21 protein-coding genes and 2 pseudogenes are annotated in these 26020 nt (G+C 58.8%); 18 read left to right on the top strand and 5 right to left on the bottom strand.

The features are described 5' to 3' along the window. Window positions 1–274, bottom strand: a pseudogene (locus tag ACYVB2_RS15085) (RNA-guided endonuclease InsQ/TnpB family protein); the annotation flags it as partial. Between the two features lie 494 nt (window positions 275–768). Between ACYVB2_RS15085 and ACYVB2_RS15080 the strand changes: the two are divergent. Further along, window positions 769–2394 carry a methyl-accepting chemotaxis protein gene (locus ACYVB2_RS15080; protein WP_382434730.1) on the top strand — a complete coding sequence of 542 codons (1626 nt, stop codon included), beginning with the start codon at window positions 769–771 and terminating at the stop codon, window positions 2392–2394. Between the two features lie 4 nt (window positions 2395–2398). Here the strand turns inward: ACYVB2_RS15080 and gph are convergent, their stop codons facing one another. Beyond that, window positions 2399–3100 carry a phosphoglycolate phosphatase gene (gene gph / locus ACYVB2_RS15075; protein WP_382434728.1) on the bottom strand — a complete coding sequence of 234 codons (702 nt, stop codon included), beginning with the start codon at window positions 3098–3100 and terminating at the stop codon, window positions 2399–2401. A 77-nt stretch (window positions 3101–3177) separates the two neighbouring features. Between gph and ACYVB2_RS15070 the strand changes: the two genes are divergently transcribed. After that, window positions 3178–4569, top strand: coding sequence for a sensor domain-containing diguanylate cyclase (locus ACYVB2_RS15070; RefSeq protein WP_382434726.1), 1392 nt, complete (start codon window positions 3178–3180; stop codon window positions 4567–4569). Between the two features lie 216 nt (window positions 4570–4785). On the opposite strand, the gene rpe is transcribed toward ACYVB2_RS15070, so the two are convergent. Continuing rightward, on the bottom strand, window positions 4786–5466 hold the full coding sequence (gene rpe, locus ACYVB2_RS15065; protein WP_382434724.1) for a ribulose-phosphate 3-epimerase: 681 nt from the start codon (window positions 5464–5466) through the stop codon (window positions 4786–4788). Window positions 5467–5496: 30 nt separating this feature from the next. Between rpe and apaG the strand changes: the two genes are divergently transcribed. From apaG to ACYVB2_RS15020, 9 genes are read left to right on the top strand one after another with little or no spacing between them, the layout of a single operon-like run. Then, the gene (gene apaG / locus ACYVB2_RS15060; protein WP_382434722.1) at window positions 5497–5904 is read left to right on the top strand and encodes a Co2+/Mg2+ efflux protein ApaG; all 408 of its coding nucleotides are present in this window, start codon (window positions 5497–5499) and stop codon (window positions 5902–5904) included. Then, complete coding sequence (locus ACYVB2_RS15055; protein ID WP_382434720.1) at window positions 5901–7880, top strand: site-specific recombinase; 1980 nt, start codon at window positions 5901–5903, stop codon at window positions 7878–7880. Before apaG ends, ACYVB2_RS15055 begins: the two co-directional genes overlap by 4 nt. A gap of 40 nt (window positions 7881–7920) precedes the next feature. Further along, window positions 7921–8895, top strand: a complete 975-nt coding sequence (gene thiL / locus ACYVB2_RS15050; protein WP_382434718.1) for a thiamine-phosphate kinase — start codon at window positions 7921–7923, stop codon at window positions 8893–8895. A gap of 11 nt (window positions 8896–8906) precedes the next feature. Next, window positions 8907–9179 carry a hypothetical protein gene (locus tag ACYVB2_RS15045; RefSeq protein WP_382434716.1) on the top strand — a complete coding sequence of 91 codons (273 nt, stop codon included), beginning with the start codon at window positions 8907–8909 and terminating at the stop codon, window positions 9177–9179. A 46-nt stretch (window positions 9180–9225) separates the two neighbouring features. Continuing rightward, window positions 9226–10692, top strand: coding sequence for an efflux transporter outer membrane subunit (locus ACYVB2_RS15040; RefSeq protein ID WP_382434713.1), 1467 nt, complete (start codon window positions 9226–9228; stop codon window positions 10690–10692). A gap of 20 nt (window positions 10693–10712) precedes the next feature. Beyond that, window positions 10713–11789 carry an HlyD family secretion protein gene (locus tag ACYVB2_RS15035; protein WP_382434711.1) on the top strand — a complete coding sequence of 359 codons (1077 nt, stop codon included), beginning with the start codon at window positions 10713–10715 and terminating at the stop codon, window positions 11787–11789. Between the two features lie 3 nt (window positions 11790–11792). Beyond that, entirely contained in the window at window positions 11793–14546 is a 2754-nt protein-coding gene (gene rbbA, locus ACYVB2_RS15030; RefSeq protein WP_382434709.1) for a ribosome-associated ATPase/putative transporter RbbA, read from the top strand. Then, complete coding sequence (locus ACYVB2_RS15025) at window positions 14546–15682, top strand: ABC transporter permease (protein WP_382434707.1); 1137 nt, start codon at window positions 14546–14548, stop codon at window positions 15680–15682. The genes rbbA and ACYVB2_RS15025 overlap by 1 nt, the downstream gene beginning before the upstream one ends. A gap of 34 nt (window positions 15683–15716) precedes the next feature. Further along, a complete protein-coding gene (locus ACYVB2_RS15020) occupies window positions 15717–17405 on the top strand; it encodes a DUF4139 domain-containing protein (protein ID WP_382434705.1) in 1689 nt (562 codons plus the stop codon). A 75-nt stretch (window positions 17406–17480) separates the two neighbouring features. Here ACYVB2_RS15020 and ACYVB2_RS15015 read toward each other — a convergent pair. Beyond that, window positions 17481–17579 (bottom strand): annotated as a pseudogene (locus ACYVB2_RS15015) (IS200/IS605 family transposase); the annotation flags it as partial. Window positions 17580–17601: 22 nt separating this feature from the next. On the opposite strand from ACYVB2_RS15015, the gene ACYVB2_RS15010 reads away from it, so the two are divergent. The 4 genes from ACYVB2_RS15010 to ACYVB2_RS14995 are packed head-to-tail and all read left to right on the top strand — an operon-like array spanning window position 17602 to window position 20241. Next, window positions 17602–18672 (top strand): RNA-guided endonuclease InsQ/TnpB family protein, encoded by a 1071-nt coding sequence (locus ACYVB2_RS15010; protein WP_382434703.1) that lies wholly within the window; start codon window positions 17602–17604, stop codon window positions 18670–18672. A 29-nt stretch (window positions 18673–18701) separates the two neighbouring features. Continuing rightward, entirely contained in the window at window positions 18702–19187 is a 486-nt protein-coding gene (locus ACYVB2_RS15005) for a universal stress protein (protein ID WP_382434701.1), read from the top strand. Between the two features lie 14 nt (window positions 19188–19201). Next, window positions 19202–19723, top strand: coding sequence for a phosphatidylglycerophosphatase A family protein (locus tag ACYVB2_RS15000; protein ID WP_382434699.1), 522 nt, complete (start codon window positions 19202–19204; stop codon window positions 19721–19723). Beyond that, window positions 19720–20241 carry a CinA family protein gene (locus ACYVB2_RS14995; protein WP_382434697.1) on the top strand — a complete coding sequence of 174 codons (522 nt, stop codon included), beginning with the start codon at window positions 19720–19722 and terminating at the stop codon, window positions 20239–20241. The genes ACYVB2_RS15000 and ACYVB2_RS14995 overlap by 4 nt, the downstream gene beginning before the upstream one ends. 11 nt (window positions 20242–20252) lie before the next feature. Here ACYVB2_RS14995 and ACYVB2_RS14990 read toward each other — a convergent pair whose 3' ends face one another. After that, a complete protein-coding gene (locus ACYVB2_RS14990) occupies window positions 20253–20897 on the bottom strand; it encodes a response regulator (RefSeq protein ID WP_382434694.1) in 645 nt (214 codons plus the stop codon). A gap of 263 nt (window positions 20898–21160) precedes the next feature. On the opposite strand from ACYVB2_RS14990, the gene ACYVB2_RS14985 reads away from it, so the two are divergent. The 3 genes from ACYVB2_RS14985 to ACYVB2_RS14975 all read left to right on the top strand — a co-directional run bounded on the left by ACYVB2_RS14985 (window position 21161) and on the right by ACYVB2_RS14975 (window position 26018). Beyond that, complete coding sequence (locus tag ACYVB2_RS14985) at window positions 21161–23428, top strand: chemotaxis protein CheA (protein ID WP_382434690.1); 2268 nt, start codon at window positions 21161–21163, stop codon at window positions 23426–23428. 70 nt (window positions 23429–23498) lie between these two features. Continuing rightward, window positions 23499–25436, top strand: coding sequence for a HAMP domain-containing methyl-accepting chemotaxis protein (locus ACYVB2_RS14980; RefSeq protein ID WP_382434687.1), 1938 nt, complete (start codon window positions 23499–23501; stop codon window positions 25434–25436). A 21-nt stretch (window positions 25437–25457) separates the two neighbouring features. After that, a complete protein-coding gene (locus tag ACYVB2_RS14975) occupies window positions 25458–26018 on the top strand; it encodes a chemotaxis protein CheW (RefSeq protein WP_382434684.1) in 561 nt (186 codons plus the stop codon). Window positions 26019–26020: the final 2 nt, after the last annotated feature.

Below are 26020 nucleotides of genomic sequence, written 5' to 3'. Positions count from 1 at the left end.
GCTTGGCCTTTTTGAACTGCTTGCGGGCCTTGGCGTAGTCCTCGCACACCTGTTGCACAGTGGGCGAACCGATGTGTATGCCATCGCACTGGCTGAAACCGTTGGTCAGCTTTTGCAGGTCGTAGCCACTGAGAAACTGATGACGCTCACGGATGGCGCGGTGGCTCGTTTCATTGCAGAAGTTCCAGACCTGATTGACCTCACGCGCCATCAACGCGAGCACTTTGGCGTGCTTGTCTTTGATGCGCAGACGCAGGGTTTTGGTGCAGTCCATGACGTAGATTATGGATTGCAAATCCCTATTAGCACGCCTACGGCGTGCGCGCTCTCAACCCCGGACTGAACTCTGGGACTTCCCGCGCACCGGGTGACCCCCCCACCCAACAGCACCTGCATGCCTCTGCCTAGTTTATTGACTGCACCTATCGACTACTTACCTAGGATTTATTATTTTTAATATCGATCTAGCACAGCGGATAAATCAAACAAAATAAAAACCATACCGAAAGAGGTACAATCTTGACCCCCGTCCGCTTGGGGGAATTATTTTTGCTGTGGCCCGTTGCCTAGGCCATCAAGCACGCTGAACCTTGCAAAAGATAACAAAAACCGATGCACTGAATTTATTCCCTATCGAAAACCCTGATGTGTAACCAAAAGAAACAACTCAAAATACAATAATTTCAGGGTTGCCTACTAAATTCAGCAGCTATTTTGCACCGCCATCAGCAGCCTCATCATTTTACGCCGTCCTCATAGGTGCCAAGCATGTTCAAACTATCCTCTTACAGTGTTTCTAGGCGGTTGCTCACCCTGATATTGGCTGCCGCACTGGGCATTTTGGCACTGACTGCTATATTTCTTTTTTCGGAACGTGGCCTGATTATGCAGGAGCGCCAAAATGGCGTGCGTCAAACGGTAGAAACAGCACACAGCATTTTAGAGCATTATCATAATCTGGCTAAAAGTGGGGTTTTACCAGAACCTGAGGCGCAAAAGCAGGCTGTGGCTGCCATCAAGGTTTTGCGCTACAGCAAAGAAGAGTATTTTTGGCTCAATGACATGAATGCACTCATGCTGATGCATCCAATTAAGCCAGATTTGGATGGCAAAAACATGCTCCAGCTAAAAGACCCCACTGGAAAATTGTTTTTTAATGAGATGGTGAGCAAGGTCAAAGCCAGCGGTGCTGGATTTGTGGATTACATGTGGCCTAAGCCGGGTCATGAAACCCCTGTACCCAAAGTATCCTATGTGCAAGGATTTGGCCCTTGGGGCTGGATCATTGGCTCTGGTGTTTATGTAGACACGGTCGATTCAGTGATTGTGGAGCGGGTCGGCTTTTTTGCATTGGGGTCGCTGGCATTGGCTGCTTGCTTGTCTTTGCTGGGCTGGTTGATTGCACGGGGCATCTTGCAACAACTGGGTGGAGAACCAGCCTATGCCACAGCCATTGCCCATCGTTTGGCCGAGGGAGATTTGTCGGTAGACATTGCCGTTCGAGACCCCAACCACCCCAGTTTGCTCAATGCCATCCAAACCATGCGCGACAAAATCGCCAGCATGGTGGGGCAAGTGCGCCAAGGAGCCAGCGCCGTAGCCACCGCCAGCGCACAAATTGCCAGCGGCAACAGCGATTTATCGGGCCGCACCGAGGAACAGGCCAACGCCCTCAATGAGGCTTCCAGCTCAATGTCCGAACTGGGTGGCACCGTCCAACAAAACGCCGACAATGCCCGCCAAGCCAACCAACTGGCCATGAGTGCCTCGACTGTGGCTGCACGCGGTGGCGAGGTCGTCTCAGAAGTGGTCGAAACCATGAAGGGCATCAACACCAGCTCACGCAAAATCTCTGACATCATCAGCGTGATTGATGGCATTGCTTTTCAGACCAATATCTTGGCCCTCAATGCCGCTGTGGAGGCGGCACGGGCTGGAGAGCAAGGTCGGGGCTTTGCGGTGGTGGCCTCCGAAGTGCGCAGTTTGGCAGGCCGCTCTGCAGAAGCGGCCAAAGAAATCAAAGTGCTGATCAATGCCAGTGTCGAGCGGGTCGAACAAGGCACCGCCTTGGTCGATCAGGCAGGTGCCACCATGACCGAGGTGGTCAACAGCATCCGCCGCGTCACAGACATCATGGGGGAAATCAGTGCTGCCAGTATCGAGCAATCTACTGGGGTGATGCATGTTGGCGAGGGTGTCGCCCACATGGATCGGGTCACACAACAAAACGCCGCACTGGTCGAAGAAATGGCGGCAGCGGCCAACAGCCTCCATGCCCAAGCAGAAGATCTGGTGCGGGTGGTGTCGGTATTCAAGATGAACGATCATCGCACCGGATACACCGGACGCTCTGGGGGTGCTGCAGCAAGCCCGACTGCGTTATTGCTGCGCTAAGGATTTAGCGCAATCGGGCCAGGGTGTCGATCCAGCCATCGGCATCCACCTGCCGTACAGGCTGACCGTGGTTGTAGCCGTAAGTCACTAACACCACTGGGCAGCCCGCTGCGCGGGCAGCCTGGGCATCGTTACTGGAATCCCCCACCACCAAAGTACGGGCTGGCGTCGTCCCCAAAGCTTCGCAGGTTTTGCGCAGTGGCAATGGATCGGGTTTTTTCTTGGCAAAGGCATCACCGCCAAACACTTGGGTGAAAAAAACCTCTAAGCCCTTGGCGCGCAACAGTGCCTGTGCAAAGGCGGTGGGTTTGTTGGTCAGGCAGGCCAAGGGCAGGCCCCAACCACGCAGTGCCTGCAAGCCTTCCAGCACCCCCGGATAAACCTGCGAAAACTGCCCGTTGACTGTGGGGTAATGTTGGTGGTAACTGGCCCAGGCTTGGGGAAACAGTGCCTGCACAGCCACTTGCCGGGCAGCAAGCTCGGGGATGCTCAGGGCCAGCAGATGGTCTAGCACCGACTGGATCAAATGCTCGGTGCCCTTGCCCACCATGCACTCTACTTCAGTGGCGGCGATGGGGGGCAGGCCCAGATCAGCCAACATGCGGTGGAGCACTTCCACAAAATCACCCAAGGTATCAACCATCGTGCCGTCGAGATCGATGATGGCGGCATCCAACGCCGCGGGTTCTAACGGCAATATAAGCATGAAAAACTCCTGTAACAAAATGAAAATTGCAGGCAAACTGTGGCACCCCTCAGACTCCCCCTCCTGTGCTGAACACCATGCCAACAAAACGTGACTGGTTTGGACTGATTGCCAGCAGCATCCTGTACTACTTGACAGCACGGGCTGGCATGACGCTCTTTTCCTTCCAGCCTGCCAACATCACGCTGATCTGGCTGCCATCGGGCATTGGCTTGGTCATGGTGTTGACTTGGGGTCTGAAGGCCGTTCCGTTTGTTGTTCTGCCCGATTTTTTGGCTAATTTTCCGGGGCTGCTGGAGGGGCGTCCATGGTCTAGTGCGGTATTCCACACCAGCATATCTACCATTGCAGACACCTTGGCACCGTTGCTGGCTACGCAGTTGATGGGCCGCTTCATGAAAGAAGGTGTCCAGGATGCTAAAGATCTGATTTGGTTTTTACTCTATGGCTGCGCCATACCTGTGGGGCTGTCAAGCACTTTGCTATCTTTAAATCTTTTGACTGGGCATTATATTGAATCGGCTGCTGTTTTTGATTTTATCAAAATGCTGTTCTTTGCCGATTGCTTAGGCATTTTACTGGTTTATCAAATATATATTGGCTGGCCAGACGCCAAATCTTTGGTTTGGCGTCCCTACCAAACGCTGGTGGGGGTTGGCATTTTATTGGCGTTTTTATTAATGGCAGGTGTCTCCACAAAACAATGGTGGACGTATTATTTAATACTTCCAGCATTGGTGATTGCCGCTTTTGAGATAAACCTTTTTTACATTGCCACCCTCAGCAGTTTGTCCATGCTCGCCATGATTCTTACCACGGCACATGGTCTGGGGCCATTCATTGCAGATGATCCACAAGAGGCCAATGCAGAAATGATGGCTTATGTCATTTCTGCCGTTTTAACAATTTTTGGACTTTCGTTGCAGAACTCGCAACTGCACCGCACCGAGAACGATAAGCGCAAAGCAGAACAGGAAGCACAGCATGATCCCATGACAGAAATTTTGAACCGCAGGGCTTTCATGCCGCTGTTGCAGCAATCTTACGAACATGCACAAGCACACGGCAGCACTTACAGCGTGGCTATTTTGGATATTGACGATTTCAAGTCTATCAACGATCGTTATGGACATGCCGCCGGTGACATGGTGATCAAACACATGGCCTCCACGATCCAGAAATACTGCCCGGAGCAAGGCTATGCAGCCCGCATTGGCGGCGAAGAGTTTGCCATTTTGCTGCCCAATACACATGCCATCGAAGCGTACCAACGGATGGAACAAATACGAATCGACTTCATGGACACCCTGACCCCGTGCGAAGATGGACAGCTTGTTGCAGCCACCGTGAGCATTGGCATTGCCTGCTACCAAGGGCAGTCTGGTGCCAATCAGGTGCTCGGTGATGCCGATGCCGCACTGTACCGGGCCAAGGGCAGTGGCAGAAACCAAGTGCTGTGCAGCCCCTAGGTGTTTAAAAAGTCTGTGGATGGCTGCCCTGTCAAGGACGGCCCGGCCCCACCACAGCAGTGCAGGCCCACTCATTGAGCAAAACGCCCACCGCTTGGGCCCCATAGGGAACAGCAAATTGCGCGACATGCCTGTGCGGGATGTCGACCGCCGCACAGCAAAAAAACCAGACCCCATCATGAACGATGGGGTTTGTGCTCAGCACGAGTGCATGGATCAGGCCAAGGCCACACGCATGGCGTCTATCACGGCCCGATAGTCGGGCTTGCCAAAAATAGCACTGCCCGCCACAAAAGTGTCGGCCCCTGCATCGGCCACACGGCGGATGTTGTCCACCTTGATGCCGCCATCCACTTCTAGGCGGATGTCTTTGCCACTGGCTTCAATGCGTTGGCGCGCCTGCTCAATTTTGCGCAAGGCCGAATCAATGAACCCTTGACCACCAAAACCAGGGTTGACGCTCATGATGAGGATCAGGTCAATGTCATCAATCACCCAGTCCAACACGTCCAGTGGCTCGGCGGGATTGAACACCAACCCTGCCTTCACGCCTTGGCTCTGGATGGCCTGAATACTGCGGTGGACGTGGGTAGAAGCGTCGGGATGAAAACTGATGAGGTCGGCACCGGCTTGGGCAAAAGCAGCAGCCAATGCATCGACCGGCTCGACCATTAAATGCACGTCAATGGGCACCGCCGCACCGGCTGCGGTCACAGCATGGGGCTTGAGGGCTTGGCAGACCATCGGCCCAAAGGTGAGGTTGGGCACATAGTGATTGTCCATGACGTCGAAGTGGATCCAATCGGCACCGGCGGCAATCACGTTGCGCACTTCCTCACCCAGACGGGCAAAGTCGGCAGAGAGGATAGAGGGGGCAATACGGTAGGTGTGGCTCATGCCTTTCATTGTCGCAGTTAGTATTACCCCATGCCAAAGTACCAATTTCAGGTGGAAATCACCCCGGAATACCTGCCACAGCAATCCTCACCCGAGGCCGGGGTATTCAGCTTTTCCTACACCATCACGATCCACAACACTGGCGATGTGGCGGCACAACTGGTGTCTCGCCACTGGCATATCAGCGACGCCTTAGGGCACACCCAAGAGGTGAAAGGTTTGGGGGTTGTGGGCGAGCAACCGTTGCTGCGCCCTGGCGAAGCCTTCCAATACAGCAGTGGCTGCCAGCTGCGCACGCCCAGCGGTACCATGCACGGCAGCTACCACTGCGTGGCAGAAGATGGCGAAGCCTTTGCCTGCGAGATCCCGTTGTTTGTGCTGGAAGCCACCAGCCCTGGCTGCGCAGGCCAACCACTGAACGCAAGGGTATTGCATTGACGCCACCTAGCCACGATTTGCATGGTCTACTGGCACAACTGGACCCGCAGGCTGCGCTGGCACAGCGCCATCTCTGGCTGATCGACCTGCTGCACTGGGTGCGAGGCCGGGGCCAATCAGCACCGGATGCAGTGGGGCGATTGGCTTTGCTGCTGGATGCGGTGCAAGCCCGGCCCGATGTGCAACAGCGCCTGCAAACCTGGTGGCAAACCCTCACCGACACGGTAGACATCACCCCACTGTTGGCCGATTTTGGTTTTGCACCACGCACCGCACTATTGAGCGAACTGGCCGAGCGCCTGCGCCTCAAGATATTGCCCGGCAGCCCCGAAACCATTGATGCCACCGAGCTGTTCACTCTGGCACTGCCCGAAGCCTTTGATGCACAGTGGCTGGCCGCCCTGCCTGCCGATTTGCTTGAGCGCCTGGTCTTTGTGCTGTGTGGTGACAACGGCCACAGCACGCGTTGGCAGCGCACACTGCTCGATGCCATGACCTACTGCGCTGGGCAAATTTTGTCGACGGGCTTTGCCCCAGAACTGCGCCTGCGCATGACCCCAGAGACGCGCGAAGCGCAACCGTTTCATGCCCTGATTCGCGATGTAGAAAGCCTACGGATAGAAGTGCTGCACAGCCTGCGCACCCCAGACCGGCTGCAAGAGACTGCACAACGGTTGCGCGAGCGTCTTGACGCCTGCCGCAGTGCAGCCACCAGCGTGTATGGTCACTTTGAAGACAACGGCATCTCGGTCGGGCTGGTGTTTCGCTTGCGCCAATTGCGCGCTCGCATTGTGCGAATGCGTGAGCTGCTGGAATGCGTGCTCTCCCCCACCCCCGCACTGCATGGCGCTCGTTTGCTTGGGCACCTGGTGCAGGTGGCCCAAGAGCGGCGCAGCCTGCGCGCTGTATTCAGCGCCAACTCGTCTTTGCTGGCAGCCAAGGTGGCCGAGCGCAGCGCCGAAACCGGCGAGCACTACATCACCCGCACCCCCACAGAATACCGCGCCATGCTGGGTCATGCCGCTGGTGGTGGGGCCGTGATGGCACTGACCACACTGGCCAAATTCGCACTGGGTGCGCTGGCACTGTCGGCGTTTTGGGCTGGGTTTGTGGCGGGCATGAACTACGCCATCAGCTTTGTGCTGGTGCAACTGTTGCACTTTACTGTGGCCACCAAACAGCCTGCCATGACGGCCCCCGCCATGGCGGCCAAGCTCAAGGAGCTGGGTTCAGGCGAGGCCATCAATGCCTTTGTGGACGAAGTCACGCACTTGGTGCGCTCGCAGGTGGCCGCCGTACTGGGCAATGTGTTGGTGGTGTTTCCGGCCGTATTGCTGCTCACCAGCATCTGGCAGCTGTGGTTTGGCACACCCTTTTTGGATGCCCACCAAACCCAATACACCCTGCAATCCTTGCAATTGCTGGGGCCATCCGTGCTCTACGCGGCATTTACCGGCGTGCTGCTGTTTGCCTCCAGCATGGTGGCTGGCGGGGTAGAAAACTGGTTTGTGCTGTATCGGCTTGACTCGGCTTTGCGCTACAACCCGCGCATCACTGGCCTGCTGGGGCAGGCACGGGCCGCCCGATGGGCGAGTTTTTTGCGCACCAATATCTCTGGCTTGGCGGCCAATGTGTCGCTGGGGCTGATGTTAGGTCTGGTGCCAGTGTTTGCCACCTTTTTTGGCTTGGGGCTGGATATTCGCCACGTCACGCTGGCTGCGGGGCAAATTGCGGCGGCAGGCATGGGGCTGGGGTTGCTGGAGGCACTGCAACTGCCCGCCTTTTGGTGGGCGCTGGCTAGCTTGCCATGGCTGGCCGCTCTGAACGTGGGCGTGAGCTTTTACTTGGCTTTTAGGGTGGCACTGACAGCCCAAAACGTCAGTGGTGTAGAACGCTCGCGCATCTACGCCGCCATTCGGGCACGGCTGCGCACACACCCACTGGATTTTTTCCGACCCCGCGATCCTGGCACTTAAGGCATAGGCTTCTGGGCCGTGCAGACGCCACAATGGTGGCATGGGTGAATTTGATCTGATTGCGCGTTATTTCACGCGGCCTGTGCGCCGGGCAGTGCTGGGTGTGGGCGACGACTGTGCGCTGCTGCAACCGCGTGCCGGCATGCAACTGGCGGTCTCCAGTGACATGCTGGTCGAGGGGCGGCATTTCTTTGCAGGAACCAATGCCTACCGCCTTGGCCACAAGGCACTGGCCGTCAACCTGAGCGATCTGGCGGCCTGTGGTGCCCGGCCGGTGGCGTTCACCCTGGCGCTGGCACTGCCCAGTGTGGATGAGCCTTGGTTGCAAGCCTTTTCCAGCGGGCTGCTGGCACTGGCCGATGCCCACGGCTGTGAACTGGTGGGTGGTGACACCACGCAAGGGCCGCTCAATATCTGCATCACCGTCTTTGGCGAAGTGCCTGCCGGACAGGCATTGCTGCGCAGTGGTGCCCGTGCTGGAGACGATTTGTATGTGAGCGGCCAACTGGGCGATGCCCGACTGGCACTGGAGTCTTTACTCGGCCATCTTGAGTTGCCCTCTGCTGTATTGGGCCCAGCGCAACAGCGGCTGGAAGCACCTACGCCGCGTGTGGCCCTCGGGCAAGCCTTGCGCGGCATTGCCAGTGCTGCACTGGACGTGAGCGATGGTCTGCTGGGAGACTTGGGCCATCTCCTGCGTGCCTCGGGGGTCGGAGCTTGCGTGGATACCTCTTGCACCAGTGCCTTACTGGCAGCACAGGCCCAAGCCCGCTTATGCGGTCAGCCGCTCAAGACCGAACTGGTACGGCAATGCACTCTGGCTGGAGGTGACGATTACGAGTTGCTCTTTACTGCGGCAGCCAGTCAGCGCCCTGCGGTACTGGCTGCCGCCCAAGCCAGCACCACCCCCATCACACGCATTGGCACCATAGAGGCCACTACAGGTCTGCGGCTGATAGATGACCAAGGCCAAGCCATCACCGCGCGTTATGCTTCATTCGATCACTTTGCCTGATGGAACACACCATGCCTGAATCCACAGCCCCCGCCTCGCCAGCCTCTAGTATCCAAGAAGGATTGGAGCTCGCAGAACAACAACAGCAACAACGGTCACAGCAAGAATCTACCCACAGCACCGCCGATGCGCTGTCTCAAGGGGTAGACATTCTGGACGCCTTGGGCAGCATCTCAGACATCGCGTGCGATGTCGGCGGGGCCGTGGTGTCTACGGCGGGAGAAGTGCTGTCGGCGGTAGGGCAAGGCATTGGCAGCGTACTGGAAGGGCTTGGAGACCTCTGATGGGCTCGGTTACCAACCCACCAACGCCGCTACACCTACCCCCATCATGCCTTCTTCTCTTTCTCCCAACGGTCGGTGCATGATGCCCCCATGCTGGCAGGCACTGCTGGTGCTGGCGCTGGTGTTGCAAAGTGGCTGTGCGCCACTGGCACCCCACTATGTCCCTCCCGCCTTACCCGTTGCAGCACAGTATGGCCTAGAGGACGCCCCCCCCTCCCAGACCCCTGCCGCAACGCTGGATTGGCGCAGCTATTTCACCGATCCTTTGCTGCAAAGCTGGATCAACCAAGCCCTAGAGCACAACCGTGATCTGCGCAGTGCCGCGCTACGCGTGCAGGAGGCCCGTGCGGCCTATGGCATCCAGCACGCCGAGCTATCGCCCAGCATTGGTGCCCAAGTGGGCCTAGACCGCTCCCGCACCCCAGCCGATCTCAATATGAGCCGCCAGCCCCAACTGGGCAGCCAGTACCAAGTCGGGTTGGGCATGGCAACCTGGGAAATTGACTTCTGGGGGCGCCTGCGCTACCTGAGCGATGCGGCGCTGGAAACCTATCTGGCCAGCGATGCTGCCCGCCAAGCTGTCGCGTTGGGCCTCATTACCCAAGTGGCCCAAGGCTATCTGGCACTGCGGGAACTGGATGAACATCTGACCCTGGCCCGCCAAGCCCGTGACAACCGGACGCAAAGCCTGCGCCTCTTTACACGCCGGGTGGACGCAGGTGCGGCCTCACGCCTGCAACTGACAAGCTACCAAACCCTGCTAACCCAAGCAGAGGCCCAAATAGCCCAATGGGAACTGGCTCGCGCTCGGCAAGTCCATGCCCTGACCCTGCTGCTGGGCCAACCAATCACCCTGCCCGCCAACACTGCACATTGGGGTGAAGCCCCTCTGGCACCCTTACAAGCCGGACTGCCCTCCGATCTGCTGGTGCATCGGCCCGACATTGTGGCGGCAGAGCACCAGTTGCGGGCAGCCCATGCCCAGATTGGGGCCGCACGGGCTGCGTTCTTTCCACGCATTGCACTGACCGGGCTGGCGGGCAGCGCCAGCGCCGAGTTGGGAGGGCTGTTTGACAACGGCAGTGCCAAATGGGCGTTTTCGCCCAGCATCACCCTGCCACTGTTCACGAGCGGGCGCCTGCGTGACAACCTGCAACTGCAAGAGGTGCGCCGCGACATGGCTGTAGCCCAATACGAGAAGGCGGTGCAGATGGCCTTTCGTGAAGTGGTGGATGCGCTGGCAGCCCGACAAGGACTGACCACGCAATTACACATGGCCCAGCAAGCCCTGAGCGTGCAAGGCTCCCGCACTCGCCTGATGCAACAACGCCATGCCCAAGGGGCCAGCACCCTGTTAGAACTGTTGGATGCCCAGCGCGACCTGCTCCAAGCCCAACAGCAGGTGCTGCAATTGCGCTACGCCTTGCTCACCACCCAAACCGGCCTGTATGCCGCTCTGGGTGGAGGCACCCTGACAGAGCAGCAGCCTGCCGCCCCACCTTCCGCCCCCTGAGTCCGCAAGCCCCCAGCACCATGACCATGTCTTTGAAACACCGGCTCATTCCCTTGGCTTTGGCCGCCGCAACCCTGACCACAGGCACCTACGCCTGGATGCACTGGCGCTCAGGCCCACAGGACACCGCAGGACTGGTCAGTGGCAATGGCCGCACGGAGGCCACCGAGATTGACATTGCCGCCAAACTTGGAGGCCGAGTGCAAAACATTGCCGTCAAAGAGGGAGAGCCGGTTCGTACCGGCCAAACTTTGGCACAAATGCAGGTCGATAGCTTGCAGGCCTCCTTGGATGAGGCCCGCGCCCATCAGCAACAGGCCGTCACGGGCATTGCCAGTGCCGAGGCCCAAGTGGCGGTGCGCGAGAGCGAACAACGCGCGGCGCAAGCACTGGTGGCACAGCGCCAGAGTGAGTTGGAAGCCGCGCACCAACGGCTGGCCCGCTCTACCACTCTGGTGCAGGATGGCGCCTCGTCCGAGCAAGAAGTAGACGACGACCGCGCGCGAGAACGCAGCCTGCAAGCCGCACTCGTGGCAGCACAGGCCCAAGTGCAAGCGGCTACTGCGGCCATTGCAGCAACACGCACCCAAGTAGCAGGCGCACGCACCAGCGTCACAGCGGCACAGGCCACAGTAGCCCGACTACAAGCCGAAATTGCCGACCACACCCTCACCGCACCGCGCGATGGCAGGGTGCAATACCGCATTGCACAACCGGGCGAAGTCATAGGGGCTGGCGGCAAGGTGCTGAACCTGATCGACCTGTCCGATGTTTACATGACCTTCTTTGTGCCTGAGACGGTGGCAGGCCAACTGGCCTTGGGCAGCGAAGTGCGTATCGTGCTCGATGCATTGCCCCAATATGTGATTCCGGCACAACTGTCGTTTGTCTCCAGCACGGCACAGTTCACCCCCAAAACGGTGGAGACCGCCAACGAGCGGCAAAAACTGATGTTCCGTGTCAAGGCGCAAATAGCACCTGAACTGCTGCAAAAACACCAAGCTCTGGTCAAAACCGGGTTGCCGGGTGTGGCGTGGCTCAAGCCCGACCCTGCCCAGCACTGGCCGGCCCATCTGGCCGTGCAACTGCCGGAGTAACACATGGCAGCCACCAGCCCCCCCCCGGTGGTGCAACTGACCGATGTGGGCTTGCGCCACGGTGCTACCCAGGCGCTGCATGGCATCACCCTGGATATTCCAGCCTACTGCATGGTGGGGCTGATTGGCCCCGATGGCGTGGGCAAATCCAGCCTGCTGTCACTGGTAGCTGGCGCACGGGCATTGCAACAGGGCCAAGTGCAGGTGCTGGGGGGTGACATGCGCAGCACCACCCACCGCCATGCGGTGTGCCCGCGCATTGCCTATATGCCCCAAGGTTTGGGCAAGAACCTCTACCCTACGCTGTCGGTAGAAGAGAATCTGCAATTCTTTGGCCGCCTGTTCGGCCACAACGCTGCCGAACGCCGCCAGCGCATTGACCATCTGACACACCACACAGGTCTGCATCCGTTTCTAGACCGACCAGCGGGCAAGCTTTCCGGCGGTATGAAACAAAAACTGGGGCTGTGTTGTGCGCTGATTCACGACCCCGACCTGCTGATTCTGGACGAGCCCACCACCGGCGTTGACCCACTGGCACGGGCGCAGTTTTGGGGGTTGATTGCCGGTATCCGCCACACACGCCCCCAGATGAGCGTGATCGTAGCCACTGCCTACATGGACGAGGCCCAAGGCTTTGACTGGCTGGTAGCCATGGATGACGGGCAGGTGCTGGCTACCGGCAGCCCACAGCAACTGCTGGCACAAACTGGCAGCAACAACCTAGAGGCTGCATTTATCGCCCTGCTGCCACCCGAGAAGAAACACGGCCATGCGCCAGTGGAAATGCGCCCACTGACCGCCACCGAACCCCACGACATCGCCATTGAAGCCCAAGGGCTGACCATGCGCTTTGGCGATTTTGTGGCTGTGGATCATGTGGACTTTCGCATCCAGCGCGGTGAGATTTTTGGCTTCTTGGGCTCCAACGGCTGCGGCAAATCCACCACGATGAAAATGCTGACGGGGCTACTGCCTGCCAGCGAAGGCCAAGCCTGGTTGTTTGGTCAACCCGTCGATCCCAAAGACTTGGCCACCCGTCGCCGCGTGGGCTATATGTCACAGGCGTTCTCACTGTATGGCGAGCAAACTGTATTGCAAAATCTGGTGTTGCACGCGCGCTTGTTCCATGTGCCTGAATCTGAAGTGCCCCGGCGCGTGCAGGCCATGATCGAACGCTTTGACCTACAAGACGTGCAGCACAGCCTGCCTGATGCTCTGCCGCTGGGTGTGCGCCAACGCCTGTCGCTGGCCGTGGCAATGGTGCATAGCCCAGAACTGCTGATTTTGGACGAGCCCACCTCGGGCGTCGACCCGGTGGCCCGTGACAACTTCTGGCAACTGCTGATAGAGCTGTCGCGGCGTGACCGGGTGACTATTTTTATCTCCACCCATTTCATGAACGAGGCCGAGCGTTGCGACCGCATCTCGCTCATGCACGCAGGGCAGGTGCTGGTCAGCGCACCGCCCGCACAAATTGTGGCCCAGCGCGGTGCTGCCTCCCTAGAAGCCGCCTTTATCGCCCACCTGCGCGATGCCCACGGCGAGGCAGACACCACCACCGCACCGCCTTCTATGGCAGCCGCCGCTGACCGGCCTGACGCCCACCACACCCCAGCCCCCCAACCTGCATGGTTTAGCTGGGGGCGGGCCATCAGCTATATGTGGCGCGAATGGCTAGAACTGCGCCGCGACCCAGTGCGCGCCACGCTGGCACTGCTGGGCACGGCGCTGCTGATGTTCATCATTGGTTATGGCATCAACATGGATGTAGAAGACCTCTCCTATGCCGTGCTTGACCAAGACCAGACCAGCCTGAGCCAAAACTACGCGCTACACCTGTCGGGCTCACGCTACTTCATCGAAAAGCCACCCCTGCACAGCCACGCCGAGCTTGACCAGCGCATGCGCAGCGGTGAGATTGCGCTGGCCATCGAGATTCCGCCGGGCTTTACCCGCGACTTGCAACATGGCCGCACCGCCCAAGTGGGTGCCTGGGTAGATGGTGCCATGCCACAGCGGGCCGAGACCATCCGCGCCTATGCCCAAGCCATCCACCTGACATGGCTGGCCGACTTGGCAACGCACCGGCTGGGACAAGCCAGCCAAGCCCTGAGCCAGATCGAGACCCGCTACCGCTACAACCCCGATGTGCGCAGCCTACCGGCGATGGTGCCTGCGGTGATTCCGCTGCTGCTGATGCTGATTCCAGCCATGCTGGCGGCGCTGTCGGTGGTGCGCGAGAAAGAGCTGGGTTCCATCTTGAACCTGTATGTCACGCCAGTAACGCGGGCTGAATTTTTACTCGGCAAGCAGTTGCCCTACATCGTGCTGGCGATGTTCAATTTTGCCCTGATGACGCTGTTGGCCGTCACGGTGTTTAACGTACCACTCAAAGGCAGCTTGGCTACGCTGACTGGCACGGCGCTGTTGTTTGTCATCTCGTCCACCGGCTTTGGTCTGCTGGCCTCTACCTTTACCAAAAGCCAAATTTCGGCCATGTTTGTCACCATGATCGGCACCCTGATTCCCTGCATACAGTTTGCTGGGCTGATCCACCCGGTGTCATCGCTGGAGGGCACGGGCGCTTTCATTGGTCACATTTACCCAGCCACCCATTTTTTGACCATCAGCCGAGGGGTGTTTAGCAAGGCGCTGGACATCAGCCACCTCTGGCCGTCTCTGTGGCCGCTGCTGCTGGCCGCACCCGTGATTGTGGGCACAGCGATTTTGCTGTTGAAAAAGCAGGAGTCCTGATGCGCATCCACACCGTCTCTCTTGCCAATATCTACCGCCTAGGGGTGAAGGAGTTGTGGAGTCTGGCGCGCGACCCGATGATGCTGTTTTTGATCGTCTATACCTTCACGGTGTCGATCTATGTTGCAGCCACCGCCATGCCCGAGAGCCTGCACAAGGCGGCCATTGCCATCGTTGATGAAGACAGCTCGGCGCTATCGGCACGCATTGTTAGCAGCTTTTATCCGCCGCACTTTCTCACCCCCCGGCTCATTACGCTGGCCGAGATGGATCAGGGCATGGACAACGGTGAATTTACCTTTGTGCTGGATATTCCGCCCAACTTCCAGCGCGATGTGCTGGCCGGGCGCTCTCCGGCCCTGCAGCTCAATGTCGATGCCACCCGCATGAGCCAAGCCTTTACTGGCAGCGGCTATATCCAACAGATGCTCAGCACCGAAGTGGCCGAATTTGTGCAGCGCCACCGGGGCGTGGCTACGTTGCCCGCCGAGCTGAACGTGCGCTTGCGCTTTAACCCCAATCTGGAGCCAAGCTGGTTTGGCTCCCTCACCGAGATCATCAACGCCGTCACTATGCTGTCGGTCATCCTCACAGGGGCAGCGTTGATCCGCGAACGCGAGCATGGCACCATCGAGCACCTCTTGGTCATGCCCGTCACCCCCGGCGAGATCATGCTGGCCAAGGTGTGGTCAATGGGGCTGGTGGTGTTGGGTGCCGTGCTGGTGTCGCTGATTTTGGTGGTGCAAGGGGCACTGCAGGTGCCCATACAAGGGTCGGTCGCGCTGTTCATGTGGGTGGCGGCGTTGCATCTGTTTGCCACCACATCGATGGGGATTTTTCTGGCTACAGTGGCACGTTCTATGCCACAGTTTGGCATGTTGCTGGTACTGGTGCTGCTGCCCTTGCAGATGCTTTCGGGGGGCACTACACCGCGGGAGAGTATGCCCATGCTGGTGCAAAACATCATGCTGATCGCACCCACCACCCATTTTGTGGCAGCCGGGCAAGCGATACTGTACCGGGGGGCGGGTGTAGACGTGGTCTGGCCGCAAATGCTGGCAATCATCGCTATTGGCAGCCTGCTGTTTGTCGGCGCCTTGCGACGCTTTCGCAAAACGATTAGCCAAATGGCCTAAAAACGTATTGAGTGCAGATTTTCAGGAGGCTCCCTTGAACCGATTGTCTTTTTTCTGGCCCCGTCCGCTGGCGGTGGCCCTGTTCAGTGCCACGGCTTGCCACAGTGGCTATACCGCCCCCACCACCGCACCAACCGCTGACACCAACGCTGCCTCGCACATTGCCAAAGTCACGGTGTATCCCGGCAGCGCCACTGTGGAACGGGTGGCCCGTGTCGCATCAGGGGCACGCAGCTTCACCTTCACCTGTTTGCCCGCGTCTTTAGACAGCGCCAGCCTGCAAGTGCAGGCCGATGCGGTCGTGCGCATCGGTGAGTTCCATGTCGACACCAAAGACCGCGACGTGACGCCAGAATGCGCCAGCCCTCTGGAGGGCCAAATCCGCACCCTGGAAGACCAAATCGCCCAAGTCAAGGCAGAGATGGAGGCATTGCAACTGGCGCAACGTTATTTGGGCAACGTGGCCGGTACGCCCCCCAGTGCACCTGCTGAGGGCAAACCAGATACCCGTATGGCCCCCACCACCAGCGCCACACAAGTCACTGCCACGGCAGAGGCGCTGCGCCAATCAGCGCAAAACGCTGGGCAGCGCACCCACCAATTGGCGCGGCGCCAACAAGCCCTAGACTTGGCCCTCAAGCCGCTGCTGGCCGAGCAAGGCCGCATTGCCAGTTTGCGAGCACAGGTGGTGTCTGTGACCGTGAATTTAGCCACTGCACAAGAGGCCGAATTGCGCCTGTCTTACCAAGTGCGTGGCCCTGGCTGGCAACCCAGCTACCGCGCTACCTTGCAGGCCGACAAAGCCACGGTGCAATTGGAACGGTTGGCCTTGGTAGCCCAGGCCAGCGGTGAGGATTGGAACCATGTGCAGCTCACGCTGTCTACCGGCCAGCCGGGGCGCTCCACCCAAGGGCGCTTGCCCAGACCTTGGACGCTGGATGTAGCCCCGCCACCCCGCCCCGCCATGTCTGCCGCTCCGATGATGGCTATGGCACCAGCCCCTGCCATGCGTGACAGCATGGCCCTCAAACACAGCGGTGGTAGCACCCCAGAGGCCATGCCCCGCTTTGATGTGAGCGTGTTTGACAAGGGTTTTGCCACCGAATTTGCAGTACCCCAGCGCATTACCGTGCCCTCCAGCGGCCAGCGCGTCACACTGGCATTGGGCAGCCACCAAACCAACGCACAGTTAGTCACCCGTATCGCCCCCGCCGAGGAAGAGGCAGCCTATCTGGTCGCGCAGCTACAACCGCCCCCGGGCGTCTGGCCTGCTGGCCCAGTAGGCCTGTACCGCGATGGTGCTTTTGTTGGCACCGGACGACTGGACTTTGCCGCTGCCACCGCCGACAGCACCCAAGGCAGCAGCCTATCCTTTGGCCGCGACGAGTTGGTGCGGGTGCGGGCCACCGCGCCAGAAGACATGACAGGCAGCACGGGCCTGACTGGCTCGCGCACCGAGCGGCGCACCCGGCGCAGCTACCACATCGACAGCCGCCACAGCACCCCCATTGCGTTGCAAGTGTTACATGCCGCCCCCATCTCACGGCACGAGAAAATCGAGGTCGAATCCCACTACCAACCAGCCCCCAGCAGCCACACTTGGAATGGTCAAAATGGCACCATTGTCTGGCAACAACCGTTGGCAGCTGGTGCAAGCGCCAGCTTCAACGCCGAACACACCATTCGCTACCACAAAGAGCTAGAGCTGTTGGAGCACCACTGAGCGGCCGCCCCGCCTCTTTTGTTCACCCAGAGCGCGGGAAGCCTCGGGGAGAGTGCGGACGCCGTAGGCGTCCTCATGGGGCGTTTGCTGTTCTTGGATGGATTGTTTAAAAATACCAATCGGCGCACCTGCGCAACTTGAGGCAAAGTACGAGGGCGACCATAGACCACCCCTGCGTTTAAGCATAATGCACAGCATGAATTGCACCAAAACCCTGCGCCTACGCATCAAAGATAAACACGCTCGCGTGCTATCTGCGATGGCGCGTGAGGTTAATCAGGTCTGGAATTTTTGCAACGAAACCAGCCACCGCGCCATCCGTGAGCGTCATCAGTGGCTTTCGGGCTACGACCTGCAAAAGCTAACCAACGGTTTCAGCAAGTGTGATGGCATACACATCGGTTCGCCCACCGTGCAGCAAGTGTGTGAAGACTATGCCAAGGCCCGCAGGCAGTTCAAAAAGGCCCAGCTGCGCTGGTGTGTCTCCAACCCCCAGAGCAGCAAATACAGCTTGGGCTGGATTCCTTTCAAAGCGCGGGCCTTGCAGTACAAGGCAGGGCAAGTCGCCTTTGCCGGACAGAAATTCAGCCTTTGGGATAGTTACGGCTTGGCAGACTATGAGCTACGTTCTGGCAGTTTTAGTCAGGACAACCGGGGGCGTTGGCATCTCAATATCGTAGTCAAGGCGCAAGCCAAGCCTACAGTGGCAACGGCCAGTGTGGGTATCGACTTGGGCCTGAAAGACTGTGCCACGGCGTCAAACGAAAAAAAAGAGCATGGCCGCTGGTATCGCCAGCATGAATTGGAACTGGCTAAAGCACAACGGGCGCATAAAAAGCACCGGGTCAAAGCCATCCACGCAAAAATTGCCAATCAGCGCAAAGATGCGCTGCACAAATTCAGCACCACGATGGTGAGAGAAAACGCCGCCATCTTCGTGGGCGACGCAGCCAGCGCAAAGCTGGTCAAAACAAAAATGGCCAAGTCCACACTGGATGCGGGCTGGGCCACGCTCAAGACGATGTTGGAATACAAGAGCCATCAGGCCGGTATCGTCTTTATGGAAGTGAACGAAGCGTATTCAACCCAAACTTGCTCGTGCTGCGGGAGCATACCCGCCAGCAGTCCGAAAGGTAGGGCGGGTTTGCGAATAAGGGAATGGACGTGCAGCGATTGCGGTGCGGTACACGACCGCGACGTGAATGCAGCACGCAACATTCTCCCGGCGGGGCATCGCCGTCTAGCAGTAGGAATCTCCGGGGTTTAGCCCGGAGAGGATGTCAAAGGATAAATGCCATGTATTCCCGTATTCTGGTGCCTTTTGACGGCAGCCCCACCTCCGAACAAGCCCTGAAAGAAGCCGCTGGGCTGGCCCGGCTGGCCGGTGCGCAGTTGCGGCTGCTGCACATCGTCGATCCACTGGCCCACATTAGCGGCTTTGAGCGCCCCGAAACCTACAGCCAAGACGTGCTGCCGGCGGCGCTGCGCACCGCCCAAGCCTTGCTTGATCGCGCCTGTGAGCAACTCCACAACCAAGGCATCCGCAGCGATAGCCAATTGCTGGAAAATCTGGATGCCAGCGTGGCCCAACTGGTGGTGGAACATGCTCGGCAATGGGGCGCACAACTGATCGTGCTCGGCACCCAAGGGCGGCGCGGTTTGGAGCGCCTGCTCATGGGCAGTGATGCAGAACAAATTGCCCGTACCTCCCCAGTGCCTGTGCTGCTGGTGCGCCAGCACACCCCCGCCGCCCCCGCGGCCCCCACCCCCAGCGTGCCCTGACTCCCTGCCACTCTATGCCCGTGCAATACGATGCCCCTCCTGTGGCCCTGACCACCCGTTTCCTGCTGGTGCATCCGGCCCACTTTATTGCTTTGGGCTGTGGTGCTGGCTTGGCCCGCACCGCCCCCGGCACCGTAGGCACGGCGTGGGCATGGCTGTCTTTCTTGCTATTGCAACACTGGCTCGATCCGCTGCGCATGGGGCTGCTGATTGTGTTGGCAACGCTGGGGGGATGGTGGGCATGCACCGTCACGGCGCGGGCCTTGCGCGTAGCCGACCCCGGTGCCATCGTTTGGGACGAGGTGGTGGCTTTTTGGCTGGTGCTCTGGCTCGCCATGCCCATGGGTTTTTGGGGCCAGTTCACCGCCTTTGTGCTGTTTCGCTTTTTTGACGCCGTCAAACCCGGCCCAGTGGCTTGGGCCGACCGGCTCTTCAAGGGCTTTGGCTGGCGCGGGGGCTGGGGCATTCTGTTCGATGACTTTGTCGCCGCCTTTTGCACTTTGCTCGTGATCGCGCTTTGGCGCTTTTTTACATGACCCTTCCCACCTTCACAGGCACCGATGCCAGCACACTGGCCCATGTGCTGGCCTCCATCGCCACGGCATTGCAGGCCCGCCAGTGGACACTGGCCACCGCCGAGAGTTGCACGGGCGGCTTGATTGCCGCAGCCTGCACCGATCTGGCAGGCTCTAGTCTCTGGTTTGAGCGCGGCTGGGTCAGCTACTCCAATGCGGCCAAAACAGAACTGCTGGACGTGCCCGCCGATGTGCTCGCCACCCACGGCGCTGTCAGTGAGGCCGTTGCACGGGCCATGGCCGAGGGGGCATTGGCCCACTCTAGCGCCCAAGTCAGCTTGGCCGTCACCGGCGTGGCTGGCCCCAGCGGCGGCAGTGCCGACAAGCCAGTCGGCACCGTCTGGTTTGCATGGTGTGTTGCCGGACGCACCCACAGCCAGCGGCAACAGTTTCTTGGTGAGCGCCACGATGTGCGCGCAGCCACCGTGGCCCACGCACTGCATGTGCTGCAGACCTTGGTGCAGGCCACCGCCGCGTGATGCAGCAGCACTTAGCTCACTGTCATACCGTGGCGCACCGCATATTTGAGCAAATCAACGCTATTGCGCAAGTCTAGCTTTTTCATCAAGTGCATCTTGTGGGTGCTCACCGTCTTGGGGCTCAGGTGCAACTCTTGGGCAATCTCCCCCAGCGACAGACCGGCGGCAATGCGCTCGAGCACTTGCAACTCCCGTGGCGACAGCCGTCCTGGTGCGCTCTCAGCCTCCATCTTGCCGCCATAGCGGAACACCACCGCATCGACCAGTGCCGGATCAATAAAGTGCCCCTTGGCCGCAATTTTATGAACGGCCTCCACCAGCACCGCAGGGGCGCAATTCTTGCTCAGATACCCCGCCGCCCCAGCACGCAACACACGGGCCACCACATCGGGGTCGGCATGCATCGACAGCACCAACACCGGCAACTGCGGATAAAACAGTTGCAACCGCTTGAGCAACTCCACACCACTCAAGCCGGGCATGGACAAATCCAACACCAACACATCTACGGTGCAACCCGGCAACAACTCCAGTAGTTCTTGACCATCTGCGGCCTCTGCCACCACAACGATATTGCCCGCTTCCAGCAAAAGCTGGCGCAAACCGCTGCGCACAAGCTGGTGATCATCGGTCAGAACGACATGGACAGGGTGCATCCTGCTACTCCCTTTCAAGATATAGGCTCCTTACCAGCTCAGTATTACCTGATGATGAATCAGTATCCACTGAAGCGCAAATCAGCAAGTAACGGATATTCAGCACTGCACACAATTCATAGCATGGATCATGTCCTGCACTGTGGCTACAGCCAACGTGGTTTTTATAGACAATAGCTATTGTCTATGGATTCCTGCATCTGGCCTGACACGGATACGTGCAGTAACATAAACCGACCCATCCACTTTGAGGGACGTTGCACATGAATCTGGACGACGCTCTCCAAACCTTCATCGGCGAAAGCCGTGAACTGCTGGAAAACATGGAGGAGGCGCTGCTGCGCATTGAGCAGACCCCCGGTGACAACGATTTGATCAATGCAATTTTCCGGGCAGCGCACACCATTAAAGGTTCGGCAGGGTTGTTTGGAATCGACCATCTGGTGGCCTTCACCCACCATGCCGAAAACGTACTCGACAAGGTGCGTGCTGGCGAGTTGCCCATCAGCCGAGAATTGGTGGCTTTGCTGTTAGAAGTCTGTGACCATATCGGCACCCTGATTGATTTAGTCGCCAGCAACCAACCCCCCAGCTCCGAAATCCACCAACACAGCCAAGCCTTGGTAGAGCAGCTCAAGGCCAGCGACCAAAACAGCCACCACGCCCAAGCCACTGCACCACCAGAGGCGTCTTCTGCACCGGCACCGATGGCTACTTTGACCCACGCCAGCCCCGCACCTGATGCCACAGTGGGAGACTACGCTACCACCAGCCATTGGCATATCTCCCTGCGCTTTGGCCGCGATGTGTTGCGCAATGGCATGGACCCGGTGGCCTTTCTGCAATATTTGGGCACTTTGGGCCAAATCATTCACATCGTCACCCTGAGCGACGCCATTCCTGCCGCCGACGACATGAACCCAGAGGACTGCTACCTTGGGTTCGAAATCTGCTATGACAGCCAGGCAGAACAGGCCGCGATTGAAAACGTCTTCGAATTTGTGCGTGACGAGGCCCAAATTCGCATCCTGCCCCCGCACAGCCCACTGCCCGATTACTTTACCGGCCATGATGACTCGCCCGCAGACCTGTTGCGACAAAGCGAATGCCTCGTGCAATGTGCCAGCCTCACCCGTGCCGAGGCCCAAGCCTTCTTGCACCGCCCCGAAACCCCACCCCCACCCACTGCGGCCCCGGTAGCGGCACCGGCCCCAGCGCCTGCCAGCAGCACCAGCACGGCCATCACAGCGCCACCACGGCCCAAAGAAAACAAAAGCACAGATGCAGGGCTGATCCGCGTCAATGCACAAACTCTGGACGAGCACATCAACCTGGTCGGAGAGCTCATCATTGCCAGCGCCAGCATTAGCCTATGTGCCTTCAAAAGCGGCGCACCCGAGCTGCTGGAGGCCGCCTCCGTGATGAACCGCTTGGTGGAGGAGGTGCGCGATTCGGCCTTGCAACTGCGCATGGTGCAAATTGGTGCCACCTTTAACAAGTTTCAGCGTGTGGTGCGCGATGTCTCTAAAGAAATCGGCAAAGACATCGCACTAGAAGTCAGTGGGGCCGAGACCGAGCTGGACAAAACCGTGGTCGAAAAAATCAGCGACCCCCTCACCCATCTGGTGCGCAACTCGATGGACCACGGCATTGAACCAGCCGAAGTGCGCTTGGCCAGAGGCAAACCAGCCCAGGGCACCTTGCGACTGCACGCCTACCACGATTCGGGCAGCATCGTGATTGAGGTCTCTGACGACGGCGGAGGGCTGCCCAAAGAGCGCATCTTGGCCAAGGCCATTGAGCGGGGGCTGGTCAAGCCCGAACAGCCACTGTCCGACAGTGAAATTCACAACCTCATTTTTGAGCCGGGGTTTTCTACCGCCGAAAAAATCAACAACCTGTCGGGGCGGGGTGTGGGCATGGATGTCGTGCGCCGCAACATCATGGCCCTGCGCGGAAGCACCGAAATCGAGAGCACCGAGGGCGTAGGCACCACCATCCGCATTCGCCTGCCCTTGACCCTGGCCATCATCGACGGTTTTTTGGTGGGAGTGGGTCACTCCTCCTTCGTCATTCCGCTGGACATGCTGGAAGAATGTGTCGAACTCACTGCCCAAGAGATGCAGGCCGCCCAAGGCCGCGACCAACTCAACCTGCGTGGCGAAGTCTTGCCCTTTATCCGACTCAAAGAATTGTTTGCCATAGCCGATGCGCCAGCACCAGCACCAGCGCACGAGGAGGCCAACACCGCCACGACAGACCCAGAACTGGCCTTTTTGTTGCAACCCGTGGTGCGAGAAAACGTGGTAGTGGTCAGCTATGCAGGCCACCGGGCGGGGCTGGTGGTAGACACCTTGCAAGGTGAACACCAAACCGTGATCCGCCCACTAGGAGCCGTTTTTCAAGGAATTGCTGGCATCAGTGGCTTCACCATTCTGGGTTCGGGCCGCGTGGCATTGATCATGGACGTGCCCAGTCTGGTGCGCTATGTCACCCACCGGGATGCCCACCAATATCGGAGTAGCACCTGAGCACCCAACGATTTGCCATACAGAATCACAGTTATTCTTTGCCCATTGCACAAGGAAAAGGTGTTCCACAATGAAATTCACCATCACCAAAAAGATGGGCCTGCTGGCTGGATCGGCACTGATTGGCATTGCGATGCTGACCGCCATGGCTCAGCACAATATGGATCGCGTCTTCGAGGCAGCCAACTTCACCAGCGACAACACCGTGCCAGCATTGGTCATCTTGGCAGATGTGCAAAAGCATTTTCTCAATTTACGAGTCAGTGCCAACCGGCTCATCATCGTTAACAAAGAGTCCGATCGGATGGAGTTGGAGAACAACATCCGCAAAGACCGTGAAGGCATTCTGCAAGGGCTCAAGGATTACGAAAAGACCATTGCCGATGAGAAAGACAAGTCCCTCTTTCTGCAAGTGAGCAAAATCTATGCAGAGTATGAGCCGTTGCTGCTCAACGTTACCCAAGAAGTTCACAATGGCCCAGAAGGCATCGAAAAAGCCAAGGCCTTCACGATGCAGGCCGGTCTGATCGGCACACGGCTCGAAAGTGCCCTGGAAGAGCACTTTGGCTACAACGTCACGATGGGCAAGAAAGGCATTGCCGATGCTGTAGCCACCAAAGAGCGTGCCCTGACCCTCTCACTGCTGATTGCCGCTCTGACGCTGCTCACGGTGGGCATGATCAGTTGGGTGGTCACCCGCTCCGTGCTGCGCCAGCTCGGTGGCGAGCCTGACGAGGCCGCCCACATCGCCAACCGCATTGCGGTGGGTGATTTGAGCAGCAAGATCGCGCTCAGGCACGGTGACAGCACCAGCCTGCTGGCCGCTATGCAAGGCATGACACAGTCGATTCAGGCCGTACTGAACGATACCAATGTCTTGATTCAATCGGGTGCCGATGGGCGCTTGCATGTGCGTGCCGATGCCAGCAAACACCAAGGAGATTTCAAGAAGCTGGTGGATGGCATCAACCAAACCTTGGACGGCATCACTGAACCCATCGACAAGGTGATTGCCGTGATTGGCGACATGGAGCGTGGCGACCTGACCCGAACAGTGCAAGGGCACTACAAAGGCGAGATCAAGAACGTCCAAGACAGTGTCAACAACATGGTGACCAAGCTGGCACAAACCATCACCGAGGTCAACACCACGGCAGAAACCTTGGCCTCTGCCACCGTCCAAGTGTCCTCCACATCGCAAGCCCTGTCACAGGCTGCCAGTGAGCAAGCCGCCTCTGTAGAAGAGACCTCCGCCTCCATCAATGAGATGGCATCTTCCATCCAACAAAACACCGACAACGCCAAGATTGCAGACAGCATGTCTGCCGAAGGCAGCACCAAAGCGGCTGAAGGGGGCCGGGCAGTCAACGACACCGTGGTGGCCATGAAGCAAATTGCCAAAAAGATCGGCATCATCGACGACATTGCCTACCAAACCAACCTGCTGGCCCTGAACGCGGCCATTGAGGCAGCACGGGCGGGCGAGCATGGCAAGGGCTTTGCCGTGGTGGCCGCAGAGGTGCGCAAGCTGGCCGAACGCAGCCAAGTGGCGGCACAAGAAATCGGCCAACTGGCTGTCAATAGCGTGGGCATGGCCGAAAAGGCTGGCAAATTGCTCGATGAGATCGTGCCCGCTACGCAAAAGACAGCCGATGTGGTGCAGGAGATCACCGCAGCATCCCAAGAGCAAACCGTGGGTGTGAACCAGATCAACACGGCCATGAGCCAGTTGAGCCAGATCACACAGCAAAACGCCAGCGCCTCCGAAGAACTGGCCGCCACGGCAGAAGAGATGTCAACGCAAGCCATCAACCTGCAAGAAATCATGTCTTTCTTCCAAGTGGGCGGGCACTCCTCCATCACCCCCAAGCCCACCGCATGGAAGGCGGGCAAGAAACCCGGCACTGCCAGCGCACAACGCACAGCCGTGGCCCACATTGCCTCGGCCCGGTCGAACGCTTTGGCAGACACCAGCAGTCCCGACGAATCGCATTTCGTGCGTTTTTAGTCCACCCCAGCGGAGGCGGCCATGACCAGCCAGACACTGCCAAGCCTTGCATCTTCGTCCGCACTGGCCCAGGATGCCGTACTCGCTGCGGGCACCGACCCGCAGCAGTACCTCACCTTCCATCTGGGGGCGGAGATGTTTGCGATGAGCATTCTGGCGATTCGGGAAATCATCGAGTACCACGCACTGACCGAGGTTCCACTGGTGCCCTCGTTGATTCGGGGGGTGATCAATTTGCGTGGCAGCGTGGTGCCTGTGGTGGACTTGGCCGTGCGCTTTGGGCGCACCCCCCACCCGGTGAGCAAGCGCACCTGCATTGTGATTGTAGAAACCGCTAGCGATGACAACACCTCAGACAGTGCCAGCCAGCACAAAATGGGCATGGTGGTGGATGCTGTCTCAGAGGTACTGGAAATTCCTCCCCAAGCCATTGAGCCAGCGCCCGAGTTTGGCACCCGTTTGCGCACCGATTTCATCAGGGGCATGGCCAACATCAACCAACAATTTGTGGTGTTGATTGATATAGACCGCATCTTGTCACTGCAAGAAATTGCCGTGCGTTCGGCACTTCGATCTGAGTAAGG

It is taken from the genome of Giesbergeria giesbergeri, assembly GCF_054779375.1.
Note: the sequence above shows the minus strand (reverse complement) of the source record. Positions and strands in the feature narration are given on the sequence as shown.